Here is a 14947-nt window from a genome sequence, read left to right on the forward strand (position 1 = left end):
GCCTTGCAAGGCTTTCGTATCACCGCATCACAGCGCATTGCCGGTCATGTGGCCGGGCGGAGCTTGCGGACTTCGGCGTCCGGTGGAAGCATCGTTCCGCCATCCCGATATTTCCAGTCCACCATGACAGCCTTGTTGCCTCTGACCGCGGTGCGGCCGACGAACGTTCCCATCGTGCTCTGATGGTCGATCGAACGCCAAAATGCCGGCCCAAACGGCGTATCGAAGCCGACATTGCCAAAGCCATCGGCCATCGTTTCGGTCTCGACGCTTCCGAGTCGTTCGATCGGAGCCGCGATGGAGCTGATCATGGCGTGACCGACCACGGAGCCCATGGTGGGAGCCTCGCCGTAGCGCGCGGAATAGGCCGACGCGAACGAGCTGTTGGCCTGGTCCAGGATATCGGTCACGGGATAGCCGGTCACGATCCATCCTGTCGGCGCGTCCTTTCCGAACGGATGGAGATATTCGGGTTCGCCTGTTGTGAACGACACGACGTCTCGCCCTTCGAACAGGCCGCGATCATGTCCCTGCCGGACGAATCTGGTGAGGTCGGGCCCGAAGGTGATGTTGAGAATCGCTTCGGGGTTCTGCTGGGCAAGCGCGTTCACGACGACGCCGGCATCGATGGCGCCCAGCGGCGGCCACTGACTGCCGACGAACGCGACATCGGGACGACGTTGGCGCAGAAGCTGCGTGAACCACCTTACGGCCGACTGCCCGTACTCGTAATTCGGAGCGATCGTCGCCCATCGCGACGCCTTGAGTTGCGCAGCCTCTTCCACCAGCATCGCTGCCAGCATGTATGTCGAGGGGCGGAGCCGGTAGCAATAGCGATGCCCGCTCTCCCAGACGAGGGCGTCCGTGAGCGGCTCGCTTGCCACGAACAGGATTCGGTTTTGCCGGGCGAAGTCGCTAATGGCGAGGCCGACATTCGACAGATATGCGCCCGCCAGCAGATCGACCTCGTTCCTGCGCACGAGCTCCTCTGCCGCGCGGATCGCGACGCCGGGTTTGCCTTCGTCGTCCCGGCTGATGACCTGCAGCTCGCGCCCAAGAAGGCCGCCTTTGGCGTTGACCTGCTCGACCGCCAACTGCCAGCCGCGACGATAGGGCAGGGTGAACGCGGGCGCGCTGCTATAGGAGTTGATCTCGCCGATCCTGATCGGGCGCGTGCCCTGCGCACGGATGATGCCGGGCGAAAATACCGACGCGCCGATGCCGCCCAAAATCTGTCGCCGAGAAATGTTCATCAAGCAAGGTCCGGAAGGTGGAGTTATGGGTTGTTTGGCGGTGCAGGACATGTTGACCCGGTCGGAAGGCATCGTCACCTAGTGGCAGGTGCAAGACGGGGGCCGGTCGTCGTCGCATGTCGAAAGCGAGATGCCCGATATTTCAGCCAGAGTACGGGCAAAGACGAGGGCTGGAAGATCGACCTCCTGATCGAACAGAGCGCTGACCGGACCGACGAGATCGAGCGCCCTCTGCTGACGGTTCGATCCCGACATGATCCTTGCCCATGCCGCGGCAACCTTCAGCTCGTAAAAGGGGCATTGCTGGTCCCTGGCCACGGACAGTCCTTCGCCGAACAGCAATTCGGATCGAGACAGATCGGATGGATCGTTGGCCAGGAGAATTTCAGCCTTGATCCTCAAGAGATCGGCAAGGCACCACAATTGCCGGCCCCGCCGCGACATCGACAAGGCCTCTTCCACCGCGGTCAGGGCCTGCGCAGCCTCGCCGCTTGCGAGCAGGCCTTCGGCAAGCGATCCGAGAAACTCGGGATTGCGCATCAGCCAGCCGTTCTCGGTCCGAGCCTTCAGGCCACTGCGCAGCAGCGCTATTCCGTCGTGATGCTTGCCTTGCAGAACCAGCAATTGTCCCTTCAGGCAGGACGTCCAGCTGGTCCAGAAAGCTATTCCCTCGCGCGTGACGAGCTCGAGAAGGGAGGATATCGCCTGATCCGCGGCGGCAAGATCATGCGTCATCAGCGCGATCGGGCACACGGCGTTGCGGAGTGCGTAGGCGATCGCAAGCTTGTCCTTCTCACGCTGGGCCTCCTCGAGGCACTCGGCGGCCAGAGATCTGCTCTGGGCGATCTTGCCCTGCAGCAGCAGGACGCGCGCCAACATCGCCTTGGCAAGCACACTCTGGTTCAGCAGAAACCACATCTGGTTCGCACTGCCGTTCAATCCGTGAGCCGAATGATCCAGCGACAACGTCAGCTCGCGTCGTGCATCCTCCTGCATTCCGAAAAAATGCGTGGCGGCGCCGATCAGGCGACGGCCGACCGCCTCGTTGGCGGGGCTCCCGGTGCGCAGCGCGATGTCGAGGTAGCGTTCGCCGACCTCCTTGGCCGCGGCATATTGACCCGAGTTGAGGTTATAGCTCCACAGCGTCCAGACCGCCCTGAGCTGAAGCTCGAGGTCGGACAGTTCCTCGGCGAGCGCGAGACCGATGCTCAGCGCCGCCTTCATGCGGTCCGCTGTTCCCGCCGTGTTGAGAAGCGCGAAACCCAACGCGACATAGAGCTGCGCCTTGAGCTTCGGAACGTAGGTGAACCCGGGACTGAAATGCGCAAGAGCGTGCTCGATCCGCGTCGAGCATTCCACGAAGGACAGCAACTGCATCCATACCGGAACGAAGCCGGCCGTCAGCTCGATGCCAAGCTCGGTATCCCCACCGGGCGAGAACGCCCAGTCGAGCGCTGCATGCACGTTGCCGATCTCCTGGGCGAAACGGGAGATGTCCTCGGGAGCGGGAGAGGCATCGCCGAGTGGCGCTATGATCTGCCTGAGAAAGCCGGCCTGCCGCCTGGCAGCCTGTTCGACGCGGCCTGCGTCCGCGAGCTTCTCCAGCGCATAAGCGCGGGTGCTCTCCAGGAGACGCCAACGCCCCTCGAATGAGGGGTCTAGCGACACCAGCGATTTCCCGACCAGATTGAACAGGGTTTCAATGACGTCCGACCGCGACAAAATGTCGTCCATCATCGCGATGGCCGCGTCGAGGGCGAAGCCGGCCGGAAACACCGCGAGACGGCACAGTAGATCCTGCTCTGCCGGGGGTAAAAGGTCATAGCTCCAGTCCAGTGTCGCCCGGAGAGTCTGGTGGCGCGGCAACTGGTCACGGCGGCCGCCGTTCAGGAGCTCGAAGCGCTTGTCGAGACGGAGCAGTACGGTGTCCACGCCGAGATTGGCGGCCCGGGCCGCGGCAAATTCCAATGCGAGCGGAATGCCGTCGAGGCGGCGACAGATGGCGGCAATCTTCCGGAGCTCTTCCGTGCCTGCGACGAAGCTGGCGCGCAGGGCTTGCGTCCGTGCGACGAACAACTGCACCGCGCTTTCCCGCAGCAGCAGATCGGGATCGTGCATGTCGGGATCAGGAACCGACAGCGCTGGGATGGCTGCAACATATTCGCCGTCGATGCGGAGACCTTCGCGGCTGGTCGCGAGAACGGTGACGTTCGGGCAATAGCGAAGCATGGCACTGGCGATTTGCGCCGCCACTTCGATCACATGCTCGCAATTGTCCAGGACAAGAAGCAGACGGCGGGTCCCGATGGCCTGGGCAATGCTCGCGGCCGAGACTTCCTTGTCATTCGAGGCGAGCTTGAGTGCGCGTGCGCATGCGGATGCCACAAGTGCCGCATCCTGCAGAGTCGCGAGCTCGACCAGCGCCACGGAATCGTTGAAGGCAGGCGCGACGCTGCGCGCCAGCTCGATTGCCAGCTTGGTTTTTCCGATGCCGCCGGGTCCGACGAGAGTAATGGCCCGATAGGCCGAAAGCACATCGACCAATTGGCTCATGCAATCCTCGCGACCGATAAGAGGCGCACGGATGCTCGGCAGGTTGCTGGAAAAGGGCGCGTCGGCGGGACTCGTTATCGGTGCGGCGGCAGGGTGATCCAGATGCCCGCTTCGCCAGGTTCCGGCGAGCATATATCCGCGGCCCGAAACCGTCTTGAGGAGATTGCGATCCTCGCCGAGCGCCTTGCGAACGGCCGAGATATGAACCTGAAGCGTGTTGTCTTCGACGGTCAGGCCCGACCAGACGCTTCCGATCAAATCATCCTTGGTGACGAGAAGACCCGCCGAGCCGACCAGCTTCTCGAGTATCTCGAACGCGCGGCTGCCGATCGGCACGATGTCGTTGTCGTATCTCAGTTCTCGGCGTTGGCAATCGATCAGCCAATTTCCGAAAGAGTAGGTGCGGTCAACCGGCGATGACATGACGGGTCCGTGCATCAACTTCGCTACCATGATCCCGGGGAATCACGAGCCCGTCCTTGAGATCACCGACCCTTGGCAAGAATTTGAAAGCGCGAATGCGCTTGGGCTGTCGTACAGGGGAGATTATCGGCGTGTCAAGAAGGCCCGCCCGGTCGCCGGCGGCTTCGTTCATCGTCGATGCTGACACCCGACGCGTTCGTGTTCGACACACGAATTCGTGACAGCAGCCGGGTGTGTGTCACAATGGGAGAGTCGGTCGGAAGGAGCCTGATGCCATCAATGGAAGCGTCATTTGCTCACATCGCCGAAAATCGTCGGGCAAGGATTCCGGAGTACAAATGCGTGCCGGAGACGTGCACCGGTCGCAAGAACGGCGGCCCGATCGTGAGCCGCCGCCCTTCCTCCGCCGAGAGGTTGAATCCGGAACGTCGAGACCATCAACTTCCAGCCGGCGTCGACCGGACTTGCTCCGGTTCGCGAACTCAATAGCCCGAGGTGGGCTCGCACGGCGGCCGGCGCCAGGGAGCGGTTGCGTACGCGCCGACGTCGGGAGCACGGACGCAGCCACGCTTGGAGGTGACCGGGACGCGCTGAGCCGACGCATAGGCGTCGACATTGGTGCGCTTCGCGCTGCCTTCGCGAGCCATCGCGGGGGAGGCAATCATGGCTGCGACCACGAATCCGGCCGACAAGAGCTTCAGTGTCGTCATCGAACATCTCCTTGAGAAAGCGACGCCGGGAACGCCCCGGCCCGCAAGTGAGACATGTGCGTTCGCGCGTCGGATCCATAGCGTTGATCGAACGAACATTTTCGTCTTTGCACGGAGTCGTCGAAGCGCGTTGACTTCAGACATTGACGACTCATCCGATCAGGAGCTTCGCGCCCTAATCAGGTGATGACGTCGCCTGCTGGCTGTGAGGTCCGAGGGGCGCGTTGCGTGGCGCGGTCGCGCTCCTGGTTGTAGGTACTCTCATCTGCAATTGGCAGGGCGCATGATGCTTGCTTGCGATATCTCCTCAATGACGCCAGTGCCGGTTGTGAAGCTGGTCCATGCCGAAGACGGGCGCCGCGCCGCCGGGGCGCTCGAGGCCCATTCGTCCAGCAGGTGTCAGCGCGCCGCCATTCAGCACGTCGCGATCGGGATACATCGATGCAAAGGCTGCCGGCTCCTGATCGGCGAAGGACCAGGCTGCGGACGCGGATGATACCGTTGCGGTTGAGATCAGCGCCGCGGCGATCAGGATCTTGAATGCATTCATAGCGATTCTCCATTGTTTGCTGTGTGCGGAGAGGCGCTTGGCGACGATCGCTGCTCGGCTGGTGGCGTTTCCGAAAATTATTCTTGATGATGATGTAGGTTGTCCTGGTGGAAAACCCCCGCGCAGGTGCATCACTCTTGCGGGAAGAGTCTGTCACGCTTGTCAGAATCCTCGCGCGAATGTGCGTGGTCAAACGCGTCCTGTGCACGTCTCTGGGACGCAGGTCGTTTGAACATCTGGAGTTGTGACCCATGAGATTATTTGCTGCTATCTGCGTCGTCGCTAGCGTTGCGCTCTCGGGCACTGCGTTGGCCCGCGGCGGCACGGGATCGCATGTGTCGATGGGGAGCGGCGGTGCGCTCGGTACGAGCGCCGCCGCGCCGGGCACGAATTCGCTGGGCACCGCGCTTCCATCGTCCGACGGCGGTGGTCACGCGATGAAGGGGCCATTGCTCGGCACGGACCAGACCATCGCCAAGGATGACATCCGGCTCGAGAAGATGCTGGAAGCATCAATCTGCCGCGGCTGCTGAACAGCGCCATTGCGAGACGGGGGCTAGCGGCTGCGCCGTCCGGCAATTTGTGTCTTTCGAAAGGGTTGATGGTAAGCTGGACCGAAGATGATGAAACCGCTTGGGCTGTCCCAATGATGGCTGAGCCAGGCCAGCGCCCCGTCTACATTTGCGCGGAATGGGAGATCGATCTTGTCAGACGCGAATTGCGCTCGGCCGGAGAGCTTGTTCCTTTAGGCGGACGTGCCTTTGAGATTCTTGCGGAATTGGTTCAAGCGCAGGGCCAGCTCGTCACCAGGAACGACCTGACGGAGCGGGTCTGGCGGGGCGTCTTTGTCGAGGAGAGTGCGCTTCGGGTGCATATCGCGGCGATCCGAAAGGCGCTTGGTCCCGACCGCGACATGCTCTCGACCACCGTTGGGCGCGGCTATCGTTTGCGGGGAACGTGGCGGATCCGGCATATGGAGACCCCGCTACAATCTGTCGCAACCGGCGTGCTGCCGTCGATCAACATTCCCAGCGCGTCGTTTAATCTCATTGGCCGGGCTGCCGCGATTGCACATGTGTGGCGGCTTCTGTCGGCCTATCGCGTGGTGAGCCTGGTCGGGCCCGGCGGCATCGGAAAGACGGCGCTGGCGCTGGAGGCCGCAAGAACGCCGCCGCCCGGCTTTGCGGGTGATCGGTTGCTCGTCGAACTGGCCTCGCTATCCGACCCCAGGCTCGTCTGCTCGGTCATCGCCGGCGTGCTTGGCACCAAGCTCGAGGGCGAGGAGATTTCGCCGGACGCCATCGCGCGTGCGATCGGCTCTCGACCATTGTTGCTCGTTCTCGACAATTGCGAACATGTCATCGATGCCGTGGCGCAGGTGGCTGAACTTGTCGTCAGCCACTGTTCTGGGACGATTATTGTAGCGACGAGCCGGGAGGCGCTACGCATCGAGGGGGAGCATGTCTACCGCGTGCCTCCGCTCGGCGTGCCGCCTGAAGCCCGGCTCGAACCCGGCGGCGCTTCTGCGTATAGCGCAGTGGAATTGTTCACGAGCAGGGCCAAGGCGCTGGGTTCAAACTTCGCGCCCGACGAGGAGAACATCGGCGCCATCGCGGCGATCTGCCGGCGGCTGGACGGCATTCCACTTGCGATCGAGTTTGCGGCGGCGCGCGCGGTCATGCTCAGCCCACCAAAGATCGCGGCACTTCTCGACGACAGGTTCAAATTCTTGACGACCGGCCGACGCACGGCGTTGCCGCGGCAGCAAACGTTGCGCGCAACGCTCGACTGGAGCTACGACCTCTTGCCGGACGACGAGGCGTGGCTGCTCCGGCAGCTCGGCATATTCGCTGGCGAGTTCCAGCTCGATGCAGTGATCGCGCTTGCCGGCGAGTGTATCGGCGACGTGACCGGACAGCTCGCGAGGCTGGTGGCGAAGTCGCTTGTTCTCGCCGATATTCGCGGCGACAGGCCTCATTATCGCCTGCTGGATACCACGCGCGCTTATGCATTGGAGAAGCTGCAGGCCGCCGGAGAATTTCCCGACGCCGCCCGCCGCCAGGCCAAATACTATTCCGGATTCTTTGCCCGCGCCGAAGCCGACAGCGAAGTGAAGCCGCAGGCGGAGTGGCTCGCGATCTATGGCCGTCACATCGATAACGTGCGAACGAGCCTCGATTGGGCCTTCTCCTCCGGCGGAGACCCGCAAATCGGTGCGGCGTTGACGGCGGCTGCGGTCCCGCTATGGGTGCAGTTGTCGCTCCTCAGTGAATGCCGCGAGCGGACCGAACTCGCCCTGGCACGGCTCGATCCGACGGCTGCGAACGCACCGCGGCTCCGCATGCAGCTGTCGGCCGCGCGCGGCTGGTCGCTGATGTACGGTGTTGGCCGGGCCCGGGAGGCTGGTCCCGCCTGGGCTGCGACCCTGCAGCTCGCCGAGCAGCTCGGTGACAGGGATTACCTGTTGCGCGCGCTGTGGGGGCTCTGCATCGATCAGTTCAACAACGGCGAATTCCGCAGGGCGCTTGAATTTGCGAATCGCTTCGCGGAGGTCGTGGTCGACTCCGGAAATCCCGTCGACCGCATGATGGCCGATCGGCTTCTCGCAACCACGCTGCATTATCGCGGCGACCAGCGGCTCGCTCATCATCATATCGGGCGAACCCTGTCGCGGCTCTCGGAACTTGCGGCAAAGCCGCAGGTCATTCGTTTCCGGTTCGACCTGCGGGTCTCGACGCGCTATTTCCAGGCGCGGATCCTGTGGTTGCTCGGGCTCGCGGATCAGGCCCTGAGCGTCGTCGAGCACAACGTCGAGGAAGGCTGGACCAGCGGGCACGCACTCACATTCTGCAGTGTCCTTGGCCAGGGCGCCTGCCCGATTGCGTTCCTGGCCGGCGATCTCGACGCGGCCGAGCGCTATTGTACGATGCTGCTCGAACACACTGAGCGTCATCCGATCCGCTTGTGGAATCTGTGGGCGCGCGCCTTCAGGGGCCTCTTGATCTCGCGCCGGGGCGACCTCGCGACCGGATTGCCGCTGCTGCGCAAGGCGCTCGAACTCGCGGGCGAGGCGCGGCACCTGCCGCGGTTTCTGCTTCCCCTCGGCGAACTCGCGGTATGTCTCGGAGAGGCCGGCGAGGTATCGCAGGGGCTCGCGACCGCCGACGAGGCGCTCGCGCGATGCGAGGCGAGGGACGAGGGGTGGTATGTCGCCGAGCTCTGGCGCATCAAGGGCGAATTGCTGTTGCTTCCGGGCGAGCACCGCTCGACGAGCGCCGCCAAGCAGGTGTTCGAGAGGGCGTTCGAGGTGGCGCGGACCCAGGGCGCCTTGGCCTGGGAGCTGCGAACGGCGATCAGCGTGGCACGATTGAGCGCGAGTGAGGGGCAACCGGCCGATGCACGCCGTGTTCTCGCATTCGTATACGGCAAGTTCACCGAGGGTTTCGAGACGGCCGACCTCCGTGATGCGCGCGCAATGATGTCGAAGTTGGGATCGTAGGCGATCACTTGGCCGCAAACGAGCACGAGCGCGGCGGGCTCAGCTCAGCCAGCAATTCCCTCGCCGTCTCGAGGCTGCGCGTGTGGAATCCCTCGGTAAACCGCCGATAGACGGACGCAAGCATATCGTGTGCCTCGTGGCGGCGCCCGCCTCGCTGCCATAGCCTCGCAAGCGCGATCGCCGCGCGAAGCTCATAGCCTAGCGCTCCCTGATGGCGGGCGACGTCGAGCGCCTGCACGAGGCTCAGCTCCGCTTGCGGAAGATCCGGACTTCTCTTGCGCATCAGCGCTTCCGCTCTGGCGCGCAACATGTCGGGCATGTCCATCATGAAGTTGCAGTGCCGGGCCTGGGCAATCGCCCGATCAATGGTGTCCAGGGCTTCGTCGCCATGACCTGTCGCCGCCAGGGCTTCGGCGAGGGGCATGCGAAGCCCCGCCACTGCACCGAAATTCCGGCTCTGCAGCTTCTCGATCGAACCTTTCAGCATCGCGAGCCCGATGCCGGTCTCGCTGCGGGCCAGCAGCGTAATCCCCTTCATGGCCTCGCCGACCATCTGGAGGATGGCGAGGTTGTGCCTTCGGGCCTCCACGATGAACCTGTCGACATGTTCCTCACAATCCTCCGTGTCGCCATTCCAGAAGAAGACGCCGAATGCCCATGGCAACGCTCGGCAGAACATGACCGGATGATTCGTTGCGATAACGTCCGAGATGGCCCGGCGCACCAGTTGCGTCGCCTGATCGGGATGTCCCTGAAGCCAGAGGACGCGCGCAAGGGTGATTTGAGCGCGTTTGGGATATTCGAGGGTGAGGCCGCTAAGGACGTCCCCATCCAGGCCCGAATGACGCAACGCCGCTTCGATGTATGAGCGAGAGTCAACGAACCTGCCGAGATACTGGCAGGAGATGCTGAGCAACACGCGCATGCGCGCGACGGCATTGGAATCGTTGCTGGTCAGCGCAATGGTTTCGCCACGTTTGGCGGTAGCCAATGCCTCATCATATTTTCCGACGAACAATTGCAGCAGATGCAACTGGTCGATCAAACGGATCTGCTCTGGTATGTCACCGAACTTTTCGGTCAGAGCGAGCGCGCGGCGGAGGTGATTTGCGCCAAGCTCATCCAGCTGTCCCGTGAGCATGCGGGCGGCTCCAAGCGCAGTATGAAGGATGAGACCGTGCCTGCTGCTTGCATCGGTTTCGTCCAGTGCTTCGATGGCGCGGGTCACCCAGAGTTCGGATTCCGGCAGGAGCGACAGCTTGAAGAAGAGCGGTATCGATGCCGCGACGAGGGCCACGCCGGTTGTGCGGTCTCCCTGATCCGAGAAGCACCACGTCAGCGCGGCCCGTATGTTGCCGAATTCCTCGGCCGCCGCCGAAAGGTCCCGGTCCGCTTTGCCCGCGATCCTTTCAAGGAGACCGAGAAAGTAGCGGGCGTGACAGTGCAAAATCGCACGGGCGTCGCCGCTGGCGGCAAGTTTCTCTTGCGCGTACGCCCGGGTCGAATCCGCGAGGCGGTAGCGGGTCGGTTGCGAGGCGGTGTTCAGTGCAAGCATCGACTTGGCGACGAGACTGTCGATGATCGCAAGGATCGCGTCGTCGTTCTCCGTGGTCGCGGCAATCGACCGCGCGGCCTCCAGGGTCATGCTGCCGACAAACACCGACAGCCGGCGGAGGATTACGCGCTCCGGTTCGGAGAGAAGATCGTAACTCCATTCGATGGTTGCGCGCAGCGTGCGGTGTCGGGGCAGCGCGGTGCGTCGTCCCTCCCAGAGCAGATTGAGGTGCTGGTCGAGGAGCTGGACCATCGCTCTCGCGCCGTATGCGGCCACATGGCCGGCGGTGAGCTCGATCGCTAGCGGGATGCCGTCGAGCCGATGGCAGAGGTTGCCGACGTCGGAGGCGTTCGCATCCGTCAGCGTGAACTCGCCGCCTCCCGCGGTCGCACGCTCCACGAAGAGTTTTACCGAAGGGTAGGCGAGAGCATTTGCGGCCGTCAGAATGGCCTTCTCCGGCGGGCTCGGCAGGGGCGGGAGACGGTATGTGAACTCGCCTTCGACGCGCAGCAACTCGCGGCTCGTGGCCAGGATGTGCAGCTCGGGTGCCGCCTGGTAGAGCCGTTCCGCCAGCGCTGCGGCCGCTTCGATGACATGCTCGCAGCAGTCCAGCATGAGGAGCATGCGCTTGTCGCGCAGGAATGTCGCGAGGCTGCTCGTGGGATCATTCGATCGAACCAGAAGCCCCAGCGAAGACGCGACGATCGCCGGCACCGGAGCGGCGTTGCCGGTCTCGCCGAGGCCGACGAAGTGGACACGACCGGCGAATTCCGCGAGCAAGGCATGGCCCGCGGAAACGACGACCGTGGTCTTGCCGATGCCGCCCGGGCCGACCACCGTGACGAAGCGGTGGGCTCGCAGCTTGTCCGAGATGTCCTGGATAGCTCGCTCACGTCCCACCATCTGCCAGGGATGCGCCGGCAAATTGTGGACGTAAGTCGGATTGGTCGGCGCGGGTTGCCTCTGTTCCGGGCGCGAGACCGCCGCGACGAAGCAGTAGCCTTGGCCGGAGACCGTGCTCAGATATCTGGCGCCGGCATTGCCGTCTCCGAGGGCCTTGCGGAGTGCGGCGATATGGACACGCAGGCTGTTTTCCTCAACAGCGGTGCCAGGCCATGTCCTGGCGATCAGATCCGTCTTGCTGACGACGTTGCCGGCCTGCCGGACCAGCGCGAGCAGGATGTCGAATGCGCGACCCGATAGTTGGAGCGGAGTCCCGTTTCGTTCAATCCGCCTCTGCGAGGGGTCGAGGCGAAACGGCCCGAAGAGAAAAATCTCCCGGGCGGACTCGTCTTCGGCGGGGCGGCCAGCTTGGGCCATCAAGTCGTTACTTTGCCAGCGGGGGGCCATTTTGGGACATCAACCCGGCGCACGACTCGTCACGTTCTGTGATTTGGAAGCACACCAAGACGTGCGACCGCAGTGGCGCTCAAACGGTAACATCCGGTCGTTTCAGGGTAAAGCATCGGGCTCTATCACTTTCGTCTGAGGCTTGAACGTGCGACGCCACGACGCGCCCGCCCTATCCGATCGATGCCGGCTTGAGAATGTCTTCCAGTCCGATCCGGCGGAGCAGTTCCGCGCGGACGCTGTCGGCGACGGCATCGACGGCTGCAGCTCCATCATCGTCCGGGCCGAAATGAACACGCAGCGGACGCTGTCCGAATGGCATGTCGACGATATCGGCGATTGCGGCTGCGACGTCTTGCGGAGTTCGCTCCTTTGCTGACAGCTGCGCAAGTGCCGATACTGCGATCTCGCTCAAATCGGCCGTCGGACCATCCGCATATTCCTCGGCCCTGATGGTGTCGCGCGGACGGCCGGAGCGAACGTAGTGGCTGGGTCCGAGCGCACTTGGGACGATGATGGTCGTCTCGACACCCCAGCGCGCGAGCTCGCCGGCATAACCGAGCGCCAGCGCGTCCAGTGCGGCCTTCGACGAAGCATAGGTTCCCAGGAAAGGGACCGAGCCGCCACGCGCGCTGCTCGACGAGACCCATATAAGCAAGCCATGGCCCTGCCTGCGCAGCTGCGGCAGTGCGGCCCGATTGAGCCTTTGCGCACTCAGAACGTTGGTGTCGTAGAGTTCCGCAAGCTGGTCCGGTGTAAAGGCCTCCGCCGGCCCGTAGAGGACCTGCCGGGCATTGTGCACGATTACGTCGAGGCGGTTGTTCTCAGCGACGATGGCATCGATGGCCGAGTTTACGGAGGCTTCCGAGGAGACGTCGAACGCAATGGTTCGGAGTTCCGCGCCACGCGTCGCGGCCTCGGCTCCGGCCTCTCCGACGTCGGGCTCATCCTGGCCATCCATTTCCCGCATGGAAACGTAGACCGTATGTCCGGCTTGAACCAGTTTCTGGCATGTGCTTCGTCCGATGCGGTTTGCAGCTCCAGTGACGACGATCACTTTGCTCATTCGATCCCCAATCGCATTGCGGCATCCGCAAAGGCACCAGCGTCGCGACACGTTCATCGTTCGTCGATCGACTGCCGGCCTTGCGTGAAGAACCTCTGAAATGCCGCTGGTTGCACGACGGGTCTTTCGAGCCCGGCGGGCGATTTCCAGATCGCACGAATTATTTCGAGAAAGCCCGAAAGTGGCGCTTCCCGCTGATCGGACCAGCCGGAACGTGCCTTCGCGAAATTGGCGGTGGGTTTCAGAAGATCGCGATCCTGGCCGGCGGCTACAAAGAACCCGAACCGCTCGACAGAGCGAGCCGCGTGGCCGGTCTGCGGGTTGGTTTGCGCGCTTGGCGAGGAGAAGCAATGAATCAGTCAGGCAATTCGCCGCGTTCGGGGCTTGGCTGGCTCGTGTTGATCGTGGTCCTCGTCGGAGGCGGCGCTGCAGCGTTCGCCTACACGGCGGGATGGCTCTCGCCCGGGCGCCTGACGCCGGAGCAGATGATTTCGGCGCTGACGCCTCCGAGTGGCGCGCCGCTCGGGCACCGGCGAAATCATGCCAAGGGAATCTGCTTCACCGGCGTCTTCGAGTCCAACGGAAACGGCGTGGAGCTCTCGAAGGCCAGAATCTTCGAGCGAGGCGCGTATCCGGCCCTGGGCCGCTTCAATCTTGGCACAGCCGACCCGAACGCCGTGGATGCGACCGTGCGGGTGCGCGGTTTGGGGTTGCAGATCGCAGCGGCGGACGGCGAAGAGTGGCGGATGGCGCTGATCGACCCGCCGGTCTTTGCAGTGTCGACGCCGCATGCGTTCCGCGATCTGTTGATTGCATCCGGCAAGAAGGATCCGGAGGCGATGAAGAGTTTCATCCAGGCAAACCCGGAATTCGCCGCCTTCGCGACCTGGGCCAAGACGGCGCCCTGGACCGCGAGCTATGCGGAGGATGCCTACAACGGCCTCAACAGCTTCATCTTCACGGATGCGAATGGCGGCGAGCGCGCGGTGCGATGGTCGCCGCGGCCGACCGCAACGGTCGTTCCGGTGTCACAGGCCGAACTGGAGAAGCGCGGCCCGGATTTTCTCGAGCAGGAGATAGCGGAGCGGGTCCGGACCGCCGGCTCGCAACGCTGGACCATGGTCACGACCATCGCCGATCCCGGTGATCCGACCGCGGACCCGAGCAAGGCTTGGCCCGAGGGGCGCCGTACGGTGCAGGTCGGAACGCTTGTCGTCCAGCGGATCGAACCCGAGCGGGATGGACCCTGCCGCGACATCAACTTCGATCCGACCGTGCTGCCGCGGGGAATCCGGGTGTCAGACGATCCTTTCCCGGCCGCGCGCTCGTCAGTCTACCGCAAGTCCTACGATTTGCGTGCGGCCGAAGCCGGCGACTATCCGCGAACCGGGGCGGCCCAGCCATGAGCAACGTTCCGTATCGTTTTGCCCCGATCCAGCGGCTGCTGCACTGGCTGATGGCAGCCTGTATCGTCGCGATGCTCTTCATCGGCGTCGGAATGGTGTCCACCATAACGCCGAAATACCTGCCGCTCATCCAGATCCACAAGACGCTCGGCTTTACGCTCCTGGTCCTCGTTGTGATCAGGCTGGCCCTGCGGGTCCATTACGGCGCGCCGCCGTTGCCGGCCGATCTTCCGCCGGCGATGAAGCTGGGAGCGAGATTGTCGCATCTCGCCCTCTATGGCTTCATGATCATCATGCCGTTGCTGGGTCTCGGCATGCTCTGGGCCGCGGCTTATCCAGTCGTCCTGTACGGCGGGATTCAAATTCCGGCGTTGCTGCCGCAGAGCGATCGCGCGCACGCACTGCTGTGGAATGCTCATTTTTATCTGGGCTTCGCGTTCTTTGCCCTCGTGCTGCTGCATCTGGCGGCAGCGCTGTTCCACGCAATGGTTCGCCGCGACGGCGTGTTCGGGACGATCGCACTCTTTCCACTCGGGAATAGGACGACGCCGGCAGAATGAGCGCTTGGCGCGTCGGCGACAT

Annotated in this window: 10 protein-coding genes; 4 read left to right on the plus strand and 6 right to left on the minus strand. The window is 63.5% G+C overall.

Translation table 11 applies throughout. The features are described 5' to 3' along the window. Positions 1 to 44 precede the first annotated feature (44 nt). The 4 genes from ACVIN2_RS32240 to ACVIN2_RS32255 form a co-directional block, all read right to left on the minus strand. The gene (locus tag ACVIN2_RS32240; RefSeq protein ID WP_456768658.1) at positions 45 to 1253 is read right to left on the minus strand and encodes an ABC transporter substrate-binding protein; all 1209 of its coding nucleotides are present in this window, start codon (positions 1251 to 1253) and stop codon (positions 45 to 47) included. Positions 1254 to 1331: 78 nt separating this feature from the next. After that, positions 1332 to 4229: an ATP-binding protein gene (locus ACVIN2_RS32245; protein WP_456768659.1), complete on the minus strand. Its 2898-nt coding sequence runs from the start codon at positions 4227 to 4229 to the stop codon at positions 1332 to 1334. A 482-nt stretch (positions 4230 to 4711) separates the two neighbouring features. Next, positions 4712 to 4939, minus strand: coding sequence for a hypothetical protein (locus ACVIN2_RS32250; protein WP_456768660.1), 228 nt, complete (start codon positions 4937 to 4939; stop codon positions 4712 to 4714). Between the two features lie 307 nt (positions 4940 to 5246). Next, positions 5247 to 5489: a hypothetical protein gene (locus ACVIN2_RS32255; protein WP_456768661.1), complete on the minus strand. Its 243-nt coding sequence runs from the start codon at positions 5487 to 5489 to the stop codon at positions 5247 to 5249. A 251-nt stretch (positions 5490 to 5740) separates the two neighbouring features. Here ACVIN2_RS32255 and ACVIN2_RS32260 point away from each other — a divergent pair, with 251 nt between their 5' ends. Both ACVIN2_RS32260 and ACVIN2_RS32265 read left to right on the plus strand, forming a co-directional pair. Then, positions 5741 to 6022, plus strand: coding sequence for a hypothetical protein (locus ACVIN2_RS32260; RefSeq protein ID WP_456768662.1), 282 nt, complete (start codon positions 5741 to 5743; stop codon positions 6020 to 6022). A gap of 245 nt (positions 6023 to 6267) precedes the next feature. Beyond that, positions 6268 to 8988: an ATP-binding protein gene (locus ACVIN2_RS32265; protein WP_456768663.1), complete on the plus strand. Its 2721-nt coding sequence runs from the start codon at positions 6268 to 6270 to the stop codon at positions 8986 to 8988. A gap of 4 nt (positions 8989 to 8992) precedes the next feature. Here ACVIN2_RS32265 and ACVIN2_RS32270 read toward each other — a convergent pair whose 3' ends face one another. Together ACVIN2_RS32270 and ACVIN2_RS32275 are read right to left on the minus strand one after the other, a co-directional pair. After that, on the minus strand, positions 8993 to 11863 hold the full coding sequence (locus tag ACVIN2_RS32270; protein WP_456768664.1) for an ATP-binding protein: 2871 nt from the start codon (positions 11861 to 11863) through the stop codon (positions 8993 to 8995). Between the two features lie 202 nt (positions 11864 to 12065). Next, on the minus strand, positions 12066 to 12959 hold the full coding sequence (locus tag ACVIN2_RS32275; protein WP_456768665.1) for an SDR family NAD(P)-dependent oxidoreductase: 894 nt from the start codon (positions 12957 to 12959) through the stop codon (positions 12066 to 12068). Positions 12960 to 13309: 350 nt separating this feature from the next. Here ACVIN2_RS32275 and ACVIN2_RS32280 point away from each other — a divergent pair, with 350 nt between their 5' ends. Further along, a complete protein-coding gene (locus tag ACVIN2_RS32280; RefSeq protein ID WP_456768666.1) occupies positions 13310 to 14365 on the plus strand; it encodes a catalase family peroxidase in 1056 nt (351 codons plus the stop codon). Further along, positions 14362 to 14925, plus strand: a complete 564-nt coding sequence (locus tag ACVIN2_RS32285) for a cytochrome b (protein ID WP_456768667.1) — start codon at positions 14362 to 14364, stop codon at positions 14923 to 14925. The genes ACVIN2_RS32280 and ACVIN2_RS32285 overlap by 4 nt, the downstream gene beginning before the upstream one ends. Positions 14926 to 14947 lie beyond the last annotated feature (22 nt).

Source organism: Bradyrhizobium sp. USDA 3650, from assembly GCF_054057395.1.

What these genes read in the sequence shown, in the direction of transcription:
- ACVIN2_RS32255 (WP_456768661.1), bottom strand. Translation starts at nt 5,489, where the DNA reads ATGAATGCATTCAAGATCCTGATCGCCGCGGCGCTGATCTCAACCGCA.
- ACVIN2_RS32285 (WP_456768667.1), top strand. Translation starts at nt 14,362, where the DNA reads ATGAGCAACGTTCCGTATCGTTTTGCCCCGATCCAGCGGCTGCTGCAC.
- ACVIN2_RS32240 (WP_456768658.1), bottom strand. Translation starts at nt 1,253, where the DNA reads ATGAACATTTCTCGGCGACAGATTTTGGGCGGCATCGGCGCGTCGGTA.
- ACVIN2_RS32280 (WP_456768666.1), top strand. Translation starts at nt 13,310, where the DNA reads ATGAATCAGTCAGGCAATTCGCCGCGTTCGGGGCTTGGCTGGCTCGTG.
- ACVIN2_RS32270 (WP_456768664.1), bottom strand. Translation starts at nt 11,863, where the DNA reads ATGGCCCAAGCTGGCCGCCCCGCCGAAGACGAGTCCGCCCGGGAGATT.
- ACVIN2_RS32260 (WP_456768662.1), top strand. Translation starts at nt 5,741, where the DNA reads ATGAGATTATTTGCTGCTATCTGCGTCGTCGCTAGCGTTGCGCTCTCG.
- ACVIN2_RS32275 (WP_456768665.1), bottom strand. Translation starts at nt 12,959, where the DNA reads ATGAGCAAAGTGATCGTCGTCACTGGAGCTGCAAACCGCATCGGACGA.
- ACVIN2_RS32250 (WP_456768660.1), bottom strand. Translation starts at nt 4,939, where the DNA reads ATGACGACACTGAAGCTCTTGTCGGCCGGATTCGTGGTCGCAGCCATG.
- ACVIN2_RS32245 (WP_456768659.1), bottom strand. Translation starts at nt 4,229, where the DNA reads ATGTCATCGCCGGTTGACCGCACCTACTCTTTCGGAAATTGGCTGATC.